The organism is Spiroplasma sp. hyd1 (genome assembly GCF_016082235.1).
Taxonomy (GTDB): domain Bacteria; phylum Bacillota_I; class Bacilli_A; order Mycoplasmatales; family Mycoplasmataceae; genus Spiroplasma; species Spiroplasma poulsonii.
Genome location: NZ_JXYY01000016.1, coordinates 1 through 20,755, shown reverse-complemented (window position 1 = coordinate 20,755; position 20,755 = coordinate 1). Strand labels below are relative to the sequence as shown.

Sequence of the window (20,755 nt, the reverse complement as noted above, 5' to 3'; positions counted from 1 at the left end):
TTAATAAAAAAGGGTATCGCAAGAAGTCTAATATTAATAATATTACTAATTATTTTACAATTGTTATTACGGGATGGAAATGGCCGCCGATTAAATGATAGTAGTATTTTTCAAGTGTTAGGAAGATATTGGTATGATATTGCAGTAACAGCAACGGATGGTTCAAAATATTTTGATGGGATAATATCACGTGATTTTATTGTTGAAAAGTAGGAAAAATGTAATTTAATTGTTTAAATTTATGAAAAAATGCTAAAATAATAACAATATGGTTCATATGTAGCAAAAGGGGGTTCAAGATGAATAAAAATAAGCCAACATATGGAAGTAAATTTCCTGATTTAGAACTGCTTGATACAGAGGAAGAACGACGAAAATACGAAGAAGAAGTTAAAGAATTATCAAAACAAGAACAAAAACGTTTTAGTTATATTTCACCAACCCAAAATAATGATTTTTCTCAACGTCGAATGTTTTGAGATAGTCCGTTAGAACGAGTTGGGCGTAGTTTTATTATTCTTGGGCAAGTGTTCGCAATTACTTTGGCATATTTTATTGGTCAAAAAGCAATATTAATTGCTTTAAGTAACTATGTTGATCCTAGTATTAAAGTTTTTGCCAATATTTATGTTAAGGATTTTTTAAGTTATGGATTTTTATTTATCACATTGTTATTTAGTTTATTATATTTTATTCCAATGGGAATGGCACGAGCTGCGGGGGCGGTTTATGGGTGGGCAATTGCCTACATTATGTTAGCAATTTTGTACTTTTTATTTGTTGAAATTCTATGTGCGGCTTTATTAATTTTAGGTAGTATTAAAGCAAATACCTCAGAACCAGTTAGTCAATGATTATTAATATTTATTGTGTTAGTTTTAGTAATTACCTCAATTTGAATTGTTGGGGCATGTCTGTTAATTGTTAAATCAGATGATGTCAAACGAAAAATTAATTTAGAAGTTTAAGGAGTAAAGAAAAATGATGACGCTTACAGAAAGATTAGAAGAATTAACAAAACAATTACAGCAAAATGTTTATGAAAAAGAAGAAATTTTTAATTTAGCAATGTTAGCAATGCTAAGTGGAGAATCTATTTTTCTTTTAGGAAAACCAGGAATTGCAAAATCATTAGTTTCACGACGTTTAAAACATGCTTTTAAAAATGGGACTATTTTTGAGTATTTAATGAATCGTTTTTCAACACCAGAAGAAATTTTTGGACCAATTTCAATTGAGGATTTACAAAAGGGAGTCTATAAACGGTTGATTAATAAATATTTACCAATTGCGGAAATTGTCTTTTTAGATGAAATTTGAAAGGCAGGACCTTCAATTCAAAATACATTATTAACAATTATTAATGAAAAGATTTTTCGTAATGCGGGGGTTGATATTAAAGTTCCAATGAAATTATTGATTTCTGCGTCAAATGAGTTACCAGCAGAGGGCCAAGGTTTAGAAGCCTTATATGATCGTTTTATTATTCGTTATATTGCCCATGGCTTAAAAGATGAAACAAATTTTAATGATATGATTGCTGGAGTAACAGAATTAGATGTTAAAGTTGATGAAGCTTTACAGATTACCCATGAAGAATATGATGTGTGACGAAAAGAAATTAATAAAGTTAAAATGACCCAATCAACATTTGATTTTATTTCACGGTTTCGAAAAGCAATGTATATTGCAACTGATGGGGAATATTATATTTCTGATCGCCGATGAAAAAAGATTGCCCATTTAATGAAAGCATCAGCTTTTTATAATGGTCGTGATACGGTTGATAAAGCTGATTGATTAGTTATTCCCTATTGTATTTGAGATGACGAACAACAAGAAGAAGAATATAATGCTATTTTTAACGAGTTTTATCTAGATGCGTTAACTTATGATGTTCGTGAAAAAAAGATTCGTTTAAGTAAAGAATTAGAAGAATTATCAGCACAGTATGAAGATATTCAAGAAGTTAATAGTCGTAAAAGTGAGTATTTGGATGTTTTTGATGAAAAATTACAAGGAACTTTTCATCGTATTCTTTGAAAAAATCAACAATATCCGATTTGTTTTATTCGCGTTGAAGATTTGATTGATGCTCGTCATAATAAAACACAACCAACATTAGTTGAATTATATTATGGCGAAGACTTAGATAATATGGTTGATGTGTTACAAACTGAAATTAGTTATGTCAATGATAGTACTTTTAAAATTATTAAAACAGATGAGGAAATTAGAGTTGAAATTAAAAATTCAAAAGTTGAGGATAATAATTCTAAACTTGAAAAAAGAATTTTAGCAGTTGAACGTGAAATTGATAAGTTAGCAACTGCTTTTCCTGATGAAAAAGAACGTTTATTAGAATTAAATTGTATCTTTTTTAGAGACCGTTTTATCTTAGCTGTTAATAATGTTTTTAATGATGACAAACTGAATTTTAATGAGGATATTATTGAAGTTGATTATCGTTCAAAAGATAATACCGAACCTAATTCTGGCAGTTTATCAAATTTAGTTAAAAATTAATTTTGTAAAACAAAGGAGTATTCATTATGAATCCATATTTAGAGCAAAAAGCAGGGGTTAAATTAGCGGAAAAATTAACAGAATTAAAAAAGACTGATTTAGCTAGTCCAAATTTTGCTCTGGTTAAAAAATCAAATCGATGATTAAGTGATATTTTTGATCAAGAAATTAATAATTTTTATGATAAAAAAATTGAAGATGAAATTATGAAAATTAAATTGAGTCCAAATATTGAAAAAGAAATTTATTTATTTCATTGAATTAAAGTTAATGGGTATGAAGGATTAAAAAAGAATTATGCTTCAACACAGGATTTTTTATTTAAAGTCAATTCACCGTTTTATGATCGGTTAAACTATTATCGTTATGAATTTAATAAGAAAAATAATAATCCTAATATGTTATTTCGAGATTTTGTTGGGATGTGAGAATCCATTTTAATTAAAAGAATTAATGATTATCGGTTCACTAAAATTGAAGAGTTACGCAGTAAATTTATGCAAGATTTGTACAATAAGATTGCAATTTATCATCAAGCAAATAGTTTATTAAAGACAGTATGAAATTTTTTTGGAAAAATGTGAAATCCAGCAGAACTATTAAAACCAGGTGTTGATATGACAGCAATTGATAAATTTGCTAAATTTTTAGAAAGTAACCCCGCAATTATGGAAATTGCAACTTTATTAGGACGTTATCAGGGTGAAAGTAATTTAATTGAACAACGAATTTTAGAAGAAATTGTAATGGATTTTGAGTGAAAACCAGTTGGTTCATCGCCAGAAGAAATCATTGGGGCGACTGAATCAAAAGATTTAGAACATATGTTTCCTGCTGAATTAGTTTTATTACGTGACCCTATTTTAAAATATATTTTTTATAAAAAATATATTGAAGGAAAATTAACAACATTTGAATTTTTATCACAAGATAAGGTTCCAAAAGAACAAATTAAATTAACGATAGTTGAATCATATGTTCCTGAAGAGAAAGGGCCAATTGTGTTGTCAATTGATACATCTTCTTCAATGCGTGGTAGTCCGGAACAAATTGCTAAAGCATTGGCGTTGGCGATTGCTAAAATTGCTTTATCAGAACATCGTCCGTGTTATATGATTAATTTTTCAAAAAGTTTAGATGTTTATAACTTATCCCAACTAAAAGATTCTGTTCCAAAGTTAATTGATTTTTTATCAAAAAGTTTTGGCGGTGATACGGATGTTGAGCCAGCATTGCAACATACTTTAACGGCAATGGATAGTAATGAATATTTTAATGCGGATTTATTATTAATTAGTGATTTTATGACATCAGATTTATCATCTGATATTATTGAAAAAATTAAGATATTAAGAAAAAGACGTAATCGTTTCCACGCCATTATTATTGGGACAATGGGAGAAGAAAAGGCGACAACAGTTTTTGACAACGCATGAATTTATGATCCTCGTGATCCGTTTGCTTCAGAACGGATTATTGCTTCATTAACGGGGGAAGTTGTTAAGAAATATGATAAAATTCCAGGAGCAAAAACTATTTTAAACAAAATTAGAACAGAACAGGGGGTCAATAACAATGTTAAGTAACGCAACTTTTGCATATTTACTTGAAAATCAAAAAAAGCTAGATCATCATATTTTAACAAAATTTAAGTTAAATGATGAACAAACCTTAGATAAACGAATTTTGGCTTTTCTAGTTGAACTAGCCGAATTTATTAATGAACAACGTGATTTTAAATATTGAAGTATCAAACCAGCTTCAGAACAAGATGTTTTGTTAGAAGAATATATTGATGGAATTCATTTTTTAATTAGTATTGGTAGTAGTTTACAAGTTGATTTTAATAAATTTCATTATCAAAATAAATACTTTGGTAAAGTAGTTAGTTTAACAAAACTTTATTTAGAATGTTTTGCTGCTTGTGCTAAATTAATTAAAAAACAAATAACTAAAATTTATTTTCAAGTTTTAAACCAATATTTAATTATTGCTGCGCAGTTAAAGTTTACGGAAACTGATTTAATTACAGCATATAATAAGAAAAATGAAATTAACTTTGCTCGTCAAGAAAATAATTATTAAAAAATGTTTTATNAATATNTATAAAACATTTTTTAATCANTATCAAGACTACTTTTTCGATTTTCTTTAAATTCTTCTAATGTTTTAATAAAAATGGCAGCCGTTGGACAAACCATTTGTGCTTCAACTAGTTCTTGAATATTTTTAGTTGTATTTGCAAAACCATCATCATCCATAAAGAATGTTTCGGTTTCATCAATCATAATACAGCTTCCACAAGAAATACACAAGTCAGTGTTAACATATGTTCTTTTCTTTGAAATATCGCGGTCTGCCATCAAGATCCCTCCATTATCTTATTTATTACTATAATGATAACAAAAATTTTAATAATAATATATAATTTTAATGTAGTTTGAAAAAGTTGGAGGAGTACAATGGAAACTAGAATGGAAAAATTTGCCCAACTACGTGAGATGATCAAGAAGGAAATTGAATTAGATCAAGAAATTAATCAGGCAAATCAAGTAATTAATAGTTATATGGCAAAATTAAATGTCATTGATGCTACTTTCTTTAACAATGTTAAATCAGATTTTGAACAAGAATTTAGCTGAGAAAAAGTATATTTGGATAAAAATCCAGATGAACAACCATATCCATCTGATTTTAAATATGATTTACAGCAATTATTAGAACAAGTTGTTAGTACAACAAATCTATCCGCTCAAGTTAATTTAAAAAATGATCAAGATGCTGGTGATATTATGCATAATATTTTAATTGCTGAAACATTGTTAAATAAACCAACTTATCAAAAATATCAGACAATTTTAGAAAGTATTCTAGCTGAAAAAATTACATATCACCGTTTAAGTGATAAAATCCAAAAAGAAAATAGTGATTTTAAAATTAATTCAACAAACATTGAATTTAGTACAATTGCTCATATGCGCAAAAATGACAATCGTAGTACAGCAGAAATGTTAAAGGAATCAAGTATTTTATTAGAAGAAAAACATAATAATGTTCTAGTTACTTATCGTAAAATAAAACTACACTATAAAATGTTATTATTAACAATACTTTTGCTTGTTATTTTATTAGGTGCTTGTTTGGCACTAATCTTTGTGTTATAGAAAATGGGAGAAGATGATGAAATTAAATATAGCTATTGATGGTCCAGCTGGTAGTGGTAAGTCTTCTGCTGGTTATGAATTGGCCAAAAAATTAAACTATCAATTTATTGACACCGGATTAACTTACCGTGCTTTTACTTATTTTTGTGCAAAGGCACAGATTGATTTTAGTAATAATCAGCAGTTACAAGTTCTATTAACAAAGTTTAATTATCAAGTGTTAAACAATAAAATTTATGTTAATAATGAAGATGTCACAGCAATACTTCAAACAAGTTTAGTTTTGGATAATATTAATAAAATTACCGGTCTTGAGTTTATTCGAACAGCAATGGTAGCATTACAACGCCAATTAGTTACTAAGAAGGGTAATGTTGTTGTTGGTCGTGATATTACAACTGTTGTTTTGCCGTATGCAGAAATAAAAATTTATTTAACAGCTAGTATTGCTGCTCGCGCTAAACGAAGATGAAGTCAAAATAATGAAAATGATATTACACCAAATAATTTAACAGAAATTACTACAAAATTAAGAGAACGTGATCATGTTGATACAAGTCGGACAGTTGGATCATTAAAAATTGCTGCTGATGCAATTGTAATAGATACTAGTAGTTTAACCTTTGAACAAACAGTCGCTGCAATTTATCAAGTTGTAATGGAATATAAGAAAGTAGGAAAATAAATGGCACAAAAAGGAACCGTAGCAATTGTAGGACGACCAAATGTTGGGAAATCAACATTATTTAATCGTATTATTAAAAACCGTCTTGCAATTGTTGAAGATACTCCTGGTGTTACACGGGATCGAATTTATGCCTTTTCGGAATGATTAACGCGTGAATTTTTAATGATTGACACCGGAGGAATTACTTTAGATAATGAAGCAATGTTTGCCCAAGAAATTAAAATGCAAGCAGAAATTGCGATTGCGGAAGCTGATGTTATTATTTTTGTTTTATCATATAAAGAAGGAATTACCCCAGATGATGAAATGATTGCAAAAATATTATATCGGGCAAAGAAACCAGTTTTATTAGTTATTAATAAATATGATAAACAAGAAAAAGAAAGTGAATTATATGAATATATGACATTAGGATTTGGTGAACCAATTGCCGTTTCAGCAACGCATGGGATTGGGATTGGTGATTTATTGGACAAAGTCATTTCTTATTTAGACCAAATTCCAATTCAACCAAAAACGGAAGGAATTCATTTTTCTTTAATTGGAAAACCAAATGTTGGGAAATCATCATTAACAAATGCGATTTTAGGAGAAGAACGAGTAATTGTCTCACCAATTGCAGGAACAACAACTGATTCAATTAACACAACCTTTAAACGAAATGATCACCTTTATACGGTTATTGATACAGCGGGGATTAGACGGAAGGGGAAGGTTTATGAAAAATTAGAAAAATATAGTGTTCTTCGTGCCGTTAGTGCCATTGAAAGAAGTGATCTTGTTCTATTAATCATTGATGGGACAGTACCAATTACTGATCAAGACACTAATATTGCTGGAATTGCTTTTGAACAAAACAAGCCAATTATTTTAGCTGTTAATAAATGAGATGCTGTTGTCGAAAAAAACGACCGTTCAATGCAGACAATTGAAAGTCAAATTCGTGGTTATTTTAAATATTTAAGTTATGCAAAAATGGTTTTTGTTTCAGCATTAGAAAAAAAACGTTTGCATATATTATTTCAAACAATTGACGAGGTTTATACTGGTTTAACGCAACGCATCAAAACAAGCGTTTTAAATGAAATTTTAGTTAAAGCACAATTGTTAAATCCACCGCCAGATTTTAATGGTGGTCGAATAAAAATTTATTATGCAACACAACCCGAAAGTATGATTCCAACTTTTATTATGTTTTGTAACAACCCTAAATATATTCATTTTTCTTATAAACGGTTTCTTGAAAATCAAATTCGTGAACATTTTGGGTTTGATGGTGTACCAATTAAAATATTATTTAGAGAAAGAAAGTAATGAGGTAAGTAATAATGAGAAAAGAACAAAAGAATATTACTATTATCGGAACGGGAGCATATGGTACTGTTTTGGCTAATGTTTTAACAGATAATGATCATAATGTTATAATGTATGGCATTGATAGTAAAGAAGTTAATGATATTAACGATGAACATTTAAATAGTCATTTTTTTGGTGATTTAAAAATTAATCGGGAAATTAAAGCAACAACTAATTTTACCGAAGCTGTTGAAGACGCTGAATATATTATTTTGGGAATTCCAGTTATTGCTATTAAACCAATTATTGAAAGAATTAATCAAACAGTAACAAAACCAGTTGTTATTATTAATGTTTCAAAAGGATTAGATCCTGAAACACATGAAGTATTATCACGTTCAATTGGAAAATTAATTAATAATCAAATTTTAAAAGCATATGCTGGAATTTATGGTCCAAGTATTGCTAAAGAAGTTTTACAACGAAAACCAACGTGCATTATGGCAGTTTCAAATGAAATTGCAATGGCCCAAGAAGTTCGTAATTTATTTAATAATGAGTATTTTGTTACCTTCGCAAATACCGATGTTGTTGGTGCTGAATATGCTGTTGCCCTAAAAAATGCTGTTGCAATTGCATCGGGGATTTTTAACGGTCTTTATGCATCAGATAACGCTAAAGCAGCATTAATTACGATGGGATTAAATGAAATTCAACTTTTTGCAAAAGCAAAAGGTGCTCGGATTGAAACTTTTTTAAATTTTGCCGGATTAGCAGATTTAATTTTAACTGCAACTTCAAGCAAATCACGAAATTACTCACTTGGTTTTGAAATTGCACAAGCAGATGATGCTAAAAAAGTCTTAGCAAGTCATGCTAAGATAGTTGAAGGTGTTTTAACTTGTAAAACAATTGTTTTAGATGCTCGTGCTAATAAAATCGTATTACCATTGTTTGAAGCGTTATACGATATTTTATATAACAATAAGCGTCCAAGTGCGATTATCAATAGTGTTTTTACAAAAGCAATATTGGCATAGCAAAAATCCTCATTTTATGGTATAATTTTTATACAATAGTGTATGGCAATATATAGTGAGAGGGCATAAAATGAGTTTACATCATACTTGAAATAATAATGGTTTAGAAAATAAACCTGACAATAATCAACAACAGCTTTCCCCTAATCAAGGGAATAATTTTAGTGCTGCACTGCAACAATATCAGCAGAATGTTGCACCACAGCAGTATCAACAACAACCATTAGCACAGCAATATTCACAACAACAAAACTTGATGCAACAACCACCACAAAGTGTTGCCCCGCAGCAATATTCGCAGTCACAGCAGCAAACAGCTAGTGCGCCGCCGCAATATCAGCAGAATGTTGCGCCGCAACAATATCAACAACAACCATCAGCACAGCAATATTCACAGGCACAGCAATCAGGACAAAATACAGCGCCGCAACAATATCCGCAACAACAGCATCAACAATATCAGCAACCAATTATGAATCAGCAACGTGCTAATTTTGCACCAACAGGGTAACAGAATTCACAAGGGATAAATCCAACGCCTAATGTGCAACAATCAGCGGCAGCTCCAACACAGAATCAAACATTAGCGGAGCGAATTGCTAATTTACAAAGTGGTGGTTTAAATCAAAATGAAAATTATTATGGGCAAAAAAACATTAAACCATCCGATTTGTTAAATGTTCCAATTGATCCTAATATTAAGGTGGGTCTTGGTAAAAATATGAATATTGCAGCATCCTTACCAACCGATTTATTTGAAGATGAAAATGGCAAAGGAAGTCGTAAAAAAAATCGAAAATTAAATACTAATATTGAAAATGATGGAACACAATGTCAATGTAAAAATTGTACAAAAAAATCACGTCCTTGATTAACAGTCTTCGTTAGTGTTTTAATAATGTTAGCAATTTTAGGTGATTGTGTTGGCGCTATTTATGGTTTTCGCACCGAAATTAAAGATTGATTATTAGGAACAAACCTAACTGTTAGTAAAAGCGCGGGAGCATTAATGTCAGATAATAAATCAATATCACCAACTACTTATTATTTAAATTCATAAACCATATTTAAAAATATGGTTTTTTCTTTTACAATATAATTATGGAATTTTTAATAGAAAGTAGGAAATTATGAGAAATATTAAATTAATCGCATTAGATATGGATGGAACTGCGCTTGTATTTATGATATTAAAACAAACAAGATTGTGCATCAACAAACGTTGTCTATCCTGCAAGTTAACTTTTTATTTCAATTAGCAACAAAATATCACAAAAAAATATGATGTTATATTGATGATTTAACAAAAGTAGTTGTTAATTTTGATCCTATTGCCGAAAATAACCTAGAATTAACTTTCTTTCATGGTGAATTTATTCAATATGATAGTTTATCGGAAGTGAAAAATACTGCTTACAAATGTATTATAATGAATGTCCAGGAAACGAATGAATTTATTACTTTAGCACGTGCTGAAAACATTGAAATTGCAATTGATGCTTTCCATACCGCTGAAGTAAATGCTCCTGGAATTAGTAAATTAGCAGGTTTAAAATGAATTTCACAACAGTGGGGGATTGCCCTATCAGAAATGATGGCAATTGGTGACAGTATGAACGATTATTGAATGATAAAAAATGTTGGGTTAGGAATTGCAATGAATAATGGGCAGGATCAAATTAAAGCAATCGCAAAAGATATTACTAGTAATGTTGAAGAAGGCGGCGTTGCAAAAATGATTGAAAAATATATTCTCAATAGTAAAAAATAATTATATAATTGTTGAGGAAAAAGAAAAAGAGGAGAAATATTAAGATGAAAGCTAAACAACCAATTTTATTAGCAATTCTTGATGGATGAGGAATTGCCCCTGATTCAAAAGGAAACGCTGTTACACAAGCACATATGACAAATGTTGAAATGTTAAAAGCAAAATACCCTTGAGTAGCTGCTCATGCATCGGGAGAATGAGTTGGGTTACCAGCTGGGCAAATGGGAAATTCAGAAGTTGGTCATATTCATTTGGGCGCTGGTCGAATTAAATATGAGTCATTAACATTAATTAATAAATCTATTAAGGATGAAACTTTTAATCAAAATCCAGAAATCTTAGCCGCAATTAATTTTGCAAAACAAAATAATAGTGCTTTTCATATCATGGGATTGTTTTCTGATGGTGGTGTTCATTCCCATCTTAACCATATCTTTGCCGCGTATCAATTAGCAGCAAAAGAAGGTGTTAAGGAAATTTATTTACATTTATTTGGTGATGGTCGTGATACTAAACCAGAATGTATTAAAACATATATTGAACAATTTAACGCTTTACAAGCAGTTTTAAAAGTAGGGGTGATTGCTACAATTGGGGGTCGTTATTATGCAATGGATCGTGATAAAAAATATGACCGGGTGCAAGTTGCATATGATGTTTTAGTTTCACGAAAAGGAGCTGAGTTTAGTGACCCGTTAGCCTATATTGATCAAGAATATGCGGCTGGTCGTAATGATGAGTTTTTAATGCCAGCTTATAATATCAATACCCCACAAGGCTACATTAAAGCAGGCGACGGCGTATTTTTTGCTAACTTTCGTCCTGACCGGGCAATTGCGATTGCTTCAGCATTAACAAATGCTAATTTTCCTGTTAATGAAGCAGAAAGTTATTTTGTGCCAAAATTAAATGACATTTATTTTGTGTCAATGATGGAATATGCTGAAACAGTTGGGTCAAAACATGTTGCTTTTCAACCAATTGAAGTTGTTAATGGCTTGGGAGAATGGTTAAGCAAAAAGGGTTATCGTCAGTTGCGAATTGCTGAAACAGAAAAAATTGCGCATGTGACGTTTTTCTTTGACGGAGGAAAAGACTATTTTAAAAATGGGTTAGCAACTCAAGCTGAAATTACATTACCAGGTGCTTCAGCTGATTTGATTCCATCACCAAAAATTGCAACATATGATTTAAAACCAGAAATGTCAGCATATGAGATTACTAATAAATTGATTGCTGAACTTGAACGTAATGAATTTGATGTTATTATTTTAAATTTTGCCAATTGTGATATGGTTGGTCATACTGGAATTTTACCAGCAGCGATTGCAGCAGTAAAAACAATTGATGATTGTCTTGGTAAAATTTATCAAGCAATGCAGAAAGTTAATGGAATTATGATTATTACAGCTGATCATGGTAATGCTGAAGTTATGATTGATGAAACTGGGGGACCAAATAAAAAACATACTTCCCAATTAGTTCCAATTATTATCACTAAAGCAGGATTAAAATTACGTGATAAAGACCCAGCGATTGCTGATATTGCACCAACCATTTTAGAATTGTTGGATGAGAAAATTCCGGTTGAAATGACACAACCATCATTAATTGTTAAATCAGAAGATATTATCTAATATCTTTTTTATGAAAGAATTCGTAATTTTAACAATATTTTAGTTATAATCGGTATATAATTAACAAATAGGGTTTAAAGGAGTATTAAAGATGAATGATAATGAAAATGTTTATAATAATTTTAAAAGACCATGATATGAATTAAAACCAACCTTAGTTGACCGTGCAGCACCATTTGATTTTAAACTGGTGAATGTTCGTAATACTGGTTATATTTTTATCGGAACAGCAATCTTTGCTCCATTTTTTATTAGTATTTTAATTTCTTATTTATTTGCGCATGATCAATATTCATTAGTTGGGATGAATTTTGTTAGTTTAATTATTGTTGCTATTGGTTCTTATTTTGTTATTAGTCGTGCTCAAAACGAAATTATGCGTTCTGGGGCAATTGTATTTTATTATTTTTATTTTATTCCTAATATGGTTGGTTTAATAATTGGTATTATTGCTAATTTATTTCAACCATCTGCTGCTGCGTTAACAACAATTAATTTATTAACAAGTTTAATTGCTGCGTTGGTGACGATTTTTATTACTTACAAAACTTCGCCATTTATTTTTAAAAAAATTAAATTAACTTTTAAACAAGACTATAAACGTTTATTGCTAGTTAGTGCAATTGCAATTGTTGTGGTTTTTCTTTTTAATCTTACTTTTGGTTATTTACAATCATTAATAACTCCAACTGCATCAAATAATCAAAATAGTTTAATTAAAGGGATTGATAAGTGGTGAAATATTGTTATTTTATCGATTTATACGGTTTTTGTTGCCCCAATTATTGAAGAGTTAGCTTGTCGGCATGGAATTTTTAGTTTAACAGGAAATAAATGAATTGCTTTTGCTGCTTCAATAATTTTCTTTGCTGGAATGCATGTTACGGCAACTGGTGATTGAGAACACCTTCTTGGTTATTTAGGCGCAGCACTAGCATTAGGGATGTTGTTCATTGTTGTTAATGGCAATGTAACTTATAATATTATTGCTCATAGTGGTTTAAATTGTATTAGTACTATTTTAATTATTGCCGCACCAAGTTTTCTAACTAGATAAAATAAAAAGACCTTCTTGGTCTTTTTATTTTTTTAGAGTAGTTAATAATTGTTCTAAAAATAAATTAATTTCATTTTGATATGTAAAACTAATAAAGAATGGGGTTCCACCACCGGTAACTTTAAATTGTTCTTTATTTGTTTGTAAGAAATTATTAAGATTAAATTCAGTTTGATTTTTTTTCGTAAAACTAATAAAACCATACTTTAACCTTGTATTAATAAAAATAATTAGGGTATTTTGATGTTCTTGTAAGTATTTATTTAATTTATTACGAACTAATTCAAGGGTTATTTTTTCATCATTAATAATAATTTCTTGCATTGTTAAATTATCGTTAATAGGAATTGTTTTAAATGGAAAAGTGGTTTCTTCAATAATTTGTAATAGTTGTTTATATTTCACTTTTGCTGTTTCATTTAAGTCTTTTTCTAATTTTTCAATATTAAGGTTTAAATTATTTTTTTCAATCAAAGTTGTTGGAACCGAAAAATTAGGAATGATAAAAGTAAAAGTTGGATCATAACCACTAATTTTTTTGACGCTTTGTTCTAATGCGGTTCTTTTTTGGTTAATTCAGTTCGTAAAATATGCTTGTGTTGTTGCTTTATTGGTTGAAAATTGAATTCTAACTTTCTTTTTATCAATTCAACAATCTCAAATTTCAAAAAAATCAATTTCTTGTAAATTATTAACATGGGTTCCACCACATAAATCAATTGTTGCTGTAGGGAATTCAACAACGCGGACAATTGGGTCATATTCAAAATTTGGATGAGCAATTTTTAATTTTATTGCCTCGGCAATTGGCATTTGATGTTCAATTTTAGCAATATCATGTTTAATTAAATCATTAATAATTTTTTCTCGTGCTGTTAAAATAATATCTAATCAATTATCAACTTTATTCATTGCCAATAAAGCATAATCCGTTTTAATTTGAACTGAATCTGTCATTTCACCATCATTTAAAATTTGCTCAATAATAGACTTCTTGCATTACTTGTTAAAAAATTGCAAATATTTGTAAAAAAGATACTAATAGAAAAATATAATTTTAATTAATTATGTTTTTTATTTAAAAATTTAATATTTTTCCACAACGAAAAATTAATTTATTATTTAAATTATTTAATTTTAAATAAATATTTTATGTTAAATATAATAATTGTAAATTATAAATTGAGGCAATTAAATTAAATCTTAAACCAAATCTTTTTCTTCGATTACGATATTTTTCTGTAATAATTTTAAATTTTTTAAGAATAGCAAAAATATTTTCAATAATAATTCTCATTTTTGAAACTAGTCTATTATATTGCTTTTGTTCTTTGTTTAAAGGGTTTTTCTTTGTTTTCTTTGTAGGTATTAGAACATTATTGTGATTTTTTTGTATTCCTTGATAACCACTATCAACTATTAATTTGGTATTTTTTAAAATTGGGATTTTTGATTCTTTAAATAAAGCATAATCATGTTTTTTTCCGAGCGAAAAACTTGTTGCAATAATTTTTTTGGTTTCTTGTTCGATAATTACTTGTGTTTTGATCGTGTGTTTTTTCTTTTTACCAGAATAAGATTGTTTTTGTCTTTTTTTGGGCGTTGGATTGGAGTTTCGGTAGCATCAATAATAATAGTTTTATCATTAAAATAATCATTTATTAGTGCTTTTTTACCAGCAAGTTGTTGAAAATCAGAGTTTTTAATTAAAATATCTTCAATTCACTTAATATTACGATAACAATTAGCCTCACTAATATCAAAACTTTTACCAAGATGAAAATAAGTCTGATATTCTCGTCAATATAATAAAGTCATCAATAATCTATTTTCTAATGATAATTTATTAGTTTTACCACCTTTTTTAAATTTTTCTATTTCAGCAACTTTTAAAATATCTAACATTTTATTAAAAGTGGATTTTTTTATTCCTGTTAATCTTAACCATTCTCTATCATTAAGAGTATTAAATTTATTATTGTTCATATTTTTATGTCCTCATAAATTATATTTTATAATAATATTTTAATAAAAAAGGGTATCGCAAGAAGTCTAATATATGACAGAAGATGCTGTGCTGTATGGTTTTTAGTAAGTTTAATGCGTCGTTCTTGGTCAATTTTTTGTTCTAAAGTATCATTAAGCTTAATTGTTGTTCCTTGTGTATCAACAAGATGAAGATATACTTTTTTATAAATTTGTTTATTAAGATCAAAAACGCTAATTGTATGTGTATCTTTCATTAAAATACCAGTATCGGAGATTTGACCCCCACCAAGGGCATAAAAAACAGTATGATCAAAGGCGACAAAACCAATTCCATTTAATTTTGTTCAATAGGGTGGCCAGCTTCGTTAAAAAGCGCTAAAATAGTTCCTTTATCAGTTGTTTGTTGATACCCATGAAATTTTGTTAAGGGAATTATCACTTTGTTGTCTTGTTTTTTTAAGTTAGTTCATAATAATTCAATTTGTTCATTATTCATAGTTAATAATATCCTTTCTTAGTATTAATTAAAATTATATGTCATTTTATAAAATAAAAAAGAATAATTAAAATATTCTTTTATTTTTTATTTAAAATGACAGGAATAATTAGCGGATTACGACGTTTATAACGGTAAATAAACGGCGATAATGATTGTTTGATTGCATTTTTAAGAGCACCAAAGGTTGGTTTTTGTGTTTTTAAAACTTCATTAACTGCTTCGGTTGCTAAGCGAATTGATTCATTAATAATATTTCCTGATTCTTTAACATAGAAACTTCCTCGTGAAATAATACGAGGAGGGGTTAATAACTGGTTATTTTGTGAATCAATTGAAATAACAACAGCAATTAAACCATCTTTTGACAAAATCTCACGATCACGAACAACGGCAGTTGTTTGTCCAGATAAGTCTTTTCCATCCACATACACTGCTTCAGCTTCAATTCGTTTTCCGATGGCAGCTGTCCCATTCAACATTTCAATTTGATCACCATTGGCACAAATAAAGACGTTTTCTTTTGGGACATTAACACTACTTGCGGTTTCACCGTGTTGACGTAACATACGATAATCCCCATGCATTGGCATAAAATATTTTGGTTTTAATAATGTAAATAATAGTTTTTGTTCTTCTTGTGAAGCATGTCCTGAGGTATGGATTTGATTTAACGGACTATTTTCTTGAACAATTGCGCCAGCACGAACTAGTTTATTAATAACACGTTCAACATCAGCTTGGTTACCGGGAATTGGCGATGATGAGAAAATAACAGTATCACCAGGAACAATTGAAATATGTTGATGTTGATTATTTGCAATTCGTGATAAAGCAGCCATTGGTTCTCCTTGGCTTCCAGTACAAATAATTAAAATTTCGTTATCCGTATAGTTTTTAGCATCATTAGCTTTAATAAAGGCTTTATCAGAAATTTTTAAGTGTCCCATTTGTCGGATAATTTTAATAATTCGATCTAAACTTCTCCCGAAAACTAAAATTTTACGACCATATTTATTCGCAATTTCAACAATGTGTTGAATCCGGTGAACATTTGAAGCAAATGTTGAAATTAGGATTCGTCCTTTTGCTTTTACGAATAATTCTGCAATATTTTTAATAATTTTTGTTTCAGTTTGAGTATATCCCTCAACTTCGGCATTTGTACTGTCAGCCATTAGTAACATAACACCTTCTTGGCCCATATTTGCCATTCGTTCAATATCTGAACGATGTCCTAATGGTGTTCAGTCAAATTTATAGTCTCCTGTTGATACGACTTTTCCATTTGGTGTCATAACTGAAATGCCAAAAGCATCAGGAATACTATGGTTAACAGCAAAAAAGTTAATCTTAAAGTTTTTTGTTTTAATAACACTCATATTGTCAACTTCTTTGACAATAGTAGTTTGTTCTAACTTTGCTTCTTTTAATCGGTCACGAATTAAAGCAGCAGCTAGTCGAGGAGCATAAATGATTGGAATTGTTACTTCTCTTAATAAGTATGGAATTCCCCCAATATGGTCTTCATGCCCGTGGGTAATAAATAGGGCTTTTATTTTTCGTTGATTTTCTTTCAAATAATTGTAATTTGGAATAACAGCATCTACTCCAAGCATTGTTGAACTAGGAAATTTAACTCCTGCATCAAGCATAATTAGTTCTTCATCATGTTCAATACAGTATGTATTTTTACCAACTTCTTCTAACCCTCCTAGGGCAAAGACTTTTGTTGGAAACTTATTTTTAATAATATTTTGTGTTGTTGTTTTTGGTACTATACTAGCTGGTTTTGTAGTTGCTGGTTTACTAATTTTATTTATTTCTTTGTTTTCTTCATTCATTGAAATTATCACCTCATAATTCTAAAAATTCATAGTTTTTTCTTTATTAAATTTATTATTTAATATTATTAAAAAGAAAAAAAGTTAATTTCCTAGTATCCAAAAAATTATAACACAAAGATTAATAAGTTTACAAAAAAATACTTTTTCTTAAAAAAGTTAAAAGTTATTAAATTTATAAAATAATCCAATCAGAATTTTTTAATCAAGGATTCTTTTTATTAATTAAGTCATAATATAATTTACCTTCTAAATGTTCTTGTTCATGTTGAAAAACAATTGCTTCATAACTTCGAACGGTAATTGTTACCTTTTGTTGTTTTAGATAGTCATATCCTTCAATGATAATCCGAAAACTACGGGGAACAAAACCTTCTTTATCACCATCAACACTTAAACAACCTTCTCCTTCTTCAATACAAGCTAATTGGCTACTTTTGCCACTAATTTTTGGATTAATCATGGCATGCTCAGTTATTTTTTTGGTTCCAGTTTCATCATCAGTATCTTCGATTCTAATATAATACATCTTAATATTATGACCAATTTGTGGGGAGGCAAGGCCAACGGCAGGTCTAATGGTTTGTTTATCATTTTTTTGTGGATCTTGTGAATATCGGACAAAATCAATTAGTTTTTGCATAACAAGTTCATTTTCAGGCGATAATGGGAATGAAACATCACTTGATGATTGTCGAATTGATGGTGTATCATCAAATACTAATCAGTCTTTACTTGGAATTTCATTTTGTAACACTAAAAATCACCTCTTAAAAAATTATAACATATCCCATAATTATTAAAAAAATTTAGTATAATTTAAAAAAGATAGAAAAGGGACTAAAACGATGCGTGTAATTAGGGGAAAATATAAGGGTTATCAAATTAAGACATTAGAGGGGATGAATACACGACCCATGACAGCCCGGGTAAAAGAGGATATGTTTAATATTTTAGATAATTATTTTATTTATGAAAATAAAACTGGTTTAGATATTTTTGCTGGTAGTGGTCAACTAGGAATTGAAGGGTTATCACGTGGTTTACAGCAATGTTATTTTAATGATTTTCATCAAGGTGCTTACCAAATAATTACAACTAATCTTCAAAACTTAAAAATTACGAATGGAAAAGTGTTAAATTATGATTATAATGTGTTATTAAATTGAATAATTCAAAACCATATCACAATTGATATTTTATTTTTGGATCCACCTTTTAAACAAATTGAATATTATTATGATATTATTACTATAATATTGAAAAACAATATTATAAATAACTATGGAATAATAGTTTGTGAATCAAATCAAGAACTATCATTTGTTCAATTTGACTTAGTAATGTTACGTTACAAAAAATATAAAAAAAAGTATTTATATATACTACGTTTAGAAAAAGGAGAAAATTAGTGTGCAAAAAAAGGGTTTTTTAATTATCTTCTCTGGTCCATCAGGCGTTGGCAAAGGAACAATTTGTCAGGAGTTGTTCAAGTATGAAGAATTAAATTTAGCTTATTCAGTTTCAATGACAACAAGGGAAAAGAGGTCAGATGAAATTGAGGGCTTAAATTATTTCTTTGTTGATCGGCCAACCTTTGAAAATGTAATTAAAAATGATGAGTTATTAGAATATGCAGAATTTGTTGGGAATTATTATGGGACCCCAAAATCATATTGTCTTGAACAAATTGAAAAGGGAAAGAATGTTTTATTAGAAATTGAAGTTCAAGGAGCAACACAAGTATTAGAAAAAATTACTGATGCAGTTTCAATTTTTTTAATTCCACCAAGTTTAGAAGAATTAGAGAGCCGAATTCGGGGTCGAAAAAGTGAACCGGAATCTGTTCTTCAAGCCCGGTTAGCAAAAGCAGCTGATGAACTTCCGTTACAAAGTAACTATAATTATGTTGTTGTGAATAATACCGTTGAACAAGCAGTGGCAGAAATTAAAACAATTTTAGAGCAAGAAATTGCTAATCGTATATAAGTTAACTAAAGGTGGTTAAGGTATGCGAGCAAGAGAATTAGCCTGAGATATTCTGTGAAAAGTTTTTGCAAAGAATAAATTTAGTAATCATTTATTAGCAAAAACAATTGAACTAAATGCCAGTTTTACTGACCAGGATAAAACCTTAGCTTATCGAATTGTTTATGGCACTCTTAAAAACAAATTATATTTAGAATATATTGCTAATCAATTTATTGATAATAGAAAAACTAATCAAAAACTCCAAGTAATTTTATGAATGAGCATTTATCAATTTCGTTTTTTAGACCGCATTCCAAATTATGCTATTGTTAACGAAGCAGTTAATATTGGCAAAAAACTTAATCCAAAATATGCCGGGTTTGTTAATGCTACTTTAAAAAAGATTTTTGAAAGTAAGGAAGATATTTTTGAAATTAAACTTACTGATGAAACAAAAAAGTTAAGTATTAAATATAGTTTTCCTTTGTCATTATATTTAATTCTTCGGAATGAATATAACGAAGAAGTTGCCCGAAAAGTAATGGAAGATAATTTAACAATTCCAAAGATTGCTTTTCGTGTCAATACTTTAAAAATTACACAGGATGAATTATTAACAAAGTATGCTGGTTATAATTTAACAAAAAGTGTCGTTTCTCCGGTTGGTGTTATTGTCGAAAAACCAGTTATTAATTCAGAAATGTTTGAAGAGGGCTTAATTTTTATTCAAGATGAAATGAGTATGCGAATTGCCGAAGTATTAGATCCGCAAGAAACTGATCGTGTTTTAGATATGTGTAGTGCTCCTGGTGGTAAAACAACCCATTTAAGTCAGTTAATGAATAATAAGGGTATTATCGATGCATGTGATATTAGTGAAAGAAAACTTAATTTAATTAAGACTAATGCAAAACGACTGGGAATTACAAATATTTATCCCCATTTATTAGATGCTAGAAAAATTACTGCATCAGTTAAATATGATAAAATTTTATGTGACGCACCATGTAGTGGTCTTGGTGTCATTAAACGAAAACCGGAAATCAAATATCATTCTTTTACAAATGAGAAGTTAGCTAATTTGGTCGAAATCCAAAAACAATTGTTAGAGAAAGCCTATGAATTATTAAAGCCAGGAGGTATTTTAGTTTACTCTACTTGTACATTTGAAGTATATGAAAACAACCTCCAAATTAGGAATTTTTTAGCAAAATATAATGATCTTGAAATAATTGCAACTGAGCAAACTTTTGGGTATGAAAACAATACTGATGGA

The 20,755-nt window shown here is 29.2% G+C and carries 22 protein-coding genes and 1 pseudogene; 17 read left to right on the top strand and 6 right to left on the bottom strand.

Going from position 1 to position 20,755, the window contains the following annotated elements; all coding sequences use genetic code 4:
- The 14 genes from TS70_RS02870 to TS70_RS02800 all read left to right on the top strand — a co-directional run.
- Positions 1 to 213, top strand: a 213-nt coding sequence (locus tag TS70_RS02870; protein WP_232332370.1) for a hypothetical protein, incomplete at its 5' end; no start/stop codon positions are given.
- Between the two features lie 86 nt (positions 214 to 299).
- Positions 300 to 968, top strand: coding sequence for a hypothetical protein (locus TS70_RS02865; RefSeq protein WP_198049355.1), 669 nt, complete (start codon positions 300 to 302; stop codon positions 966 to 968).
- 13 nt (positions 969 to 981) lie between these two features.
- Entirely contained in the window at positions 982 to 2,526 is a 1,545-nt protein-coding gene (locus TS70_RS08420; protein WP_198049354.1) for an AAA family ATPase, read from the top strand.
- Positions 2,527 to 2,552: 26 nt separating this feature from the next.
- A complete protein-coding gene (locus tag TS70_RS02855; RefSeq protein ID WP_198049353.1) occupies positions 2,553 to 4,112 on the top strand; it encodes a VWA domain-containing protein in 1,560 nt (519 codons plus the stop codon).
- Positions 4,102 to 4,611 (top strand): dUTP diphosphatase, encoded by a 510-nt coding sequence (locus TS70_RS02850; protein ID WP_040093032.1) that lies wholly within the window; start codon positions 4,102 to 4,104, stop codon positions 4,609 to 4,611. The genes TS70_RS02855 and TS70_RS02850 overlap by 11 nt, the downstream gene beginning before the upstream one ends.
- Before the next feature lie 377 nt (positions 4,612 to 4,988).
- Complete coding sequence (locus TS70_RS02840) at positions 4,989 to 5,690, top strand: hypothetical protein (protein ID WP_198049351.1); 702 nt, start codon at positions 4,989 to 4,991, stop codon at positions 5,688 to 5,690.
- A 16-nt stretch (positions 5,691 to 5,706) separates the two neighbouring features.
- Complete coding sequence (cmk, locus tag TS70_RS02835; protein ID WP_040093038.1) at positions 5,707 to 6,375, top strand: (d)CMP kinase; 669 nt, start codon at positions 5,707 to 5,709, stop codon at positions 6,373 to 6,375.
- On the top strand, positions 6,376 to 7,692 hold the full coding sequence (gene der, locus TS70_RS02830) for a ribosome biogenesis GTPase Der (protein ID WP_198049350.1): 1,317 nt from the start codon (positions 6,376 to 6,378) through the stop codon (positions 7,690 to 7,692). It abuts the gene before it with no gap.
- 14 nt (positions 7,693 to 7,706) lie between these two features.
- On the top strand, positions 7,707 to 8,714 hold the full coding sequence (locus TS70_RS02825) for an NAD(P)H-dependent glycerol-3-phosphate dehydrogenase (protein ID WP_232332369.1): 1,008 nt from the start codon (positions 7,707 to 7,709) through the stop codon (positions 8,712 to 8,714).
- Positions 8,715 to 8,784: 70 nt separating this feature from the next.
- Positions 8,785 to 9,225, top strand: coding sequence for a hypothetical protein (locus tag TS70_RS02820; protein ID WP_198049349.1), 441 nt, complete (start codon positions 8,785 to 8,787; stop codon positions 9,223 to 9,225).
- Positions 9,226 to 9,258: 33 nt separating this feature from the next.
- Positions 9,259 to 9,774 (top strand): hypothetical protein, encoded by a 516-nt coding sequence (locus TS70_RS02815; protein WP_198049348.1) that lies wholly within the window; start codon positions 9,259 to 9,261, stop codon positions 9,772 to 9,774.
- 84 nt (positions 9,775 to 9,858) lie between these two features.
- The gene (locus tag TS70_RS02810) at positions 9,859 to 10,485 is read left to right on the top strand and encodes an HAD hydrolase family protein (protein ID WP_198049357.1); all 627 of its coding nucleotides are present in this window, start codon (positions 9,859 to 9,861) and stop codon (positions 10,483 to 10,485) included.
- 44 nt (positions 10,486 to 10,529) lie between these two features.
- Positions 10,530 to 12,122, top strand: coding sequence for a 2,3-bisphosphoglycerate-independent phosphoglycerate mutase (gene gpmI / locus TS70_RS02805; protein ID WP_198049347.1), 1,593 nt, complete (start codon positions 10,530 to 10,532; stop codon positions 12,120 to 12,122).
- 91 nt (positions 12,123 to 12,213) lie between these two features.
- Entirely contained in the window at positions 12,214 to 13,179 is a 966-nt protein-coding gene (locus TS70_RS02800; protein WP_198049346.1) for a CPBP family intramembrane glutamic endopeptidase, read from the top strand.
- 24 nt (positions 13,180 to 13,203) lie between these two features.
- Here TS70_RS02800 and TS70_RS08415 read toward each other — a convergent pair whose 3' ends face one another.
- The 6 genes from TS70_RS08415 to TS70_RS02775 form a co-directional block, all read right to left on the bottom strand.
- A complete protein-coding gene (locus TS70_RS08415; protein WP_198049345.1) occupies positions 13,204 to 14,136 on the bottom strand; it encodes a hypothetical protein in 933 nt (310 codons plus the stop codon).
- 193 nt (positions 14,137 to 14,329) lie between these two features.
- A protein-coding gene (locus TS70_RS02790) for an IS5 family transposase (protein WP_105628856.1) occupies positions 14,330 to 15,165 on the bottom strand; the annotation gives its coding sequence in 2 pieces (ribosomal slippage) (positions 14,330 to 14,769 and positions 14,769 to 15,165; 837 coding nt in all).
- 26 nt (positions 15,166 to 15,191) lie between these two features.
- Positions 15,192 to 15,443: a hypothetical protein gene (locus TS70_RS07325; RefSeq protein WP_241460712.1), complete on the bottom strand. Its 252-nt coding sequence runs from the start codon at positions 15,441 to 15,443 to the stop codon at positions 15,192 to 15,194.
- A gap of 59 nt (positions 15,444 to 15,502) precedes the next feature.
- Positions 15,503 to 15,664 (bottom strand): hypothetical protein, encoded by a 162-nt coding sequence (locus TS70_RS07320; RefSeq protein WP_232332368.1) that lies wholly within the window; start codon positions 15,662 to 15,664, stop codon positions 15,503 to 15,505.
- An 80-nt stretch (positions 15,665 to 15,744) separates the two neighbouring features.
- The gene (gene rnjA / locus TS70_RS02780; protein ID WP_040093048.1) at positions 15,745 to 17,508 is read right to left on the bottom strand and encodes a ribonuclease J1; all 1,764 of its coding nucleotides are present in this window, start codon (positions 17,506 to 17,508) and stop codon (positions 15,745 to 15,747) included.
- Positions 17,509 to 17,683: 175 nt separating this feature from the next.
- Positions 17,684 to 18,265 carry a peptide deformylase gene (locus TS70_RS02775; RefSeq protein ID WP_040093050.1) on the bottom strand — a complete coding sequence of 194 codons (582 nt, stop codon included), beginning with the start codon at positions 18,263 to 18,265 and terminating at the stop codon, positions 17,684 to 17,686.
- A gap of 85 nt (positions 18,266 to 18,350) precedes the next feature.
- Between TS70_RS02775 and rsmD the strand changes: the two are divergent.
- The 3 genes and pseudogenes from rsmD to rsmB all read left to right on the top strand — a co-directional run.
- Positions 18,351 to 18,920, top strand: a pseudogene (gene rsmD, locus TS70_RS02770) (16S rRNA (guanine(966)-N(2))-methyltransferase RsmD); the annotation flags it as partial.
- 1 nt (position 18,921) lies between these two features.
- Positions 18,922 to 19,497: a guanylate kinase gene (gene gmk / locus TS70_RS02765; RefSeq protein ID WP_040093053.1), complete on the top strand. Its 576-nt coding sequence runs from the start codon at positions 18,922 to 18,924 to the stop codon at positions 19,495 to 19,497.
- Between the two features lie 22 nt (positions 19,498 to 19,519).
- The coding region (rsmB, locus tag TS70_RS02760) for a 16S rRNA (cytosine(967)-C(5))-methyltransferase RsmB (protein ID WP_198049344.1) at positions 19,520 to 20,755 on the top strand (1,236 nt) is incomplete at its 3' end.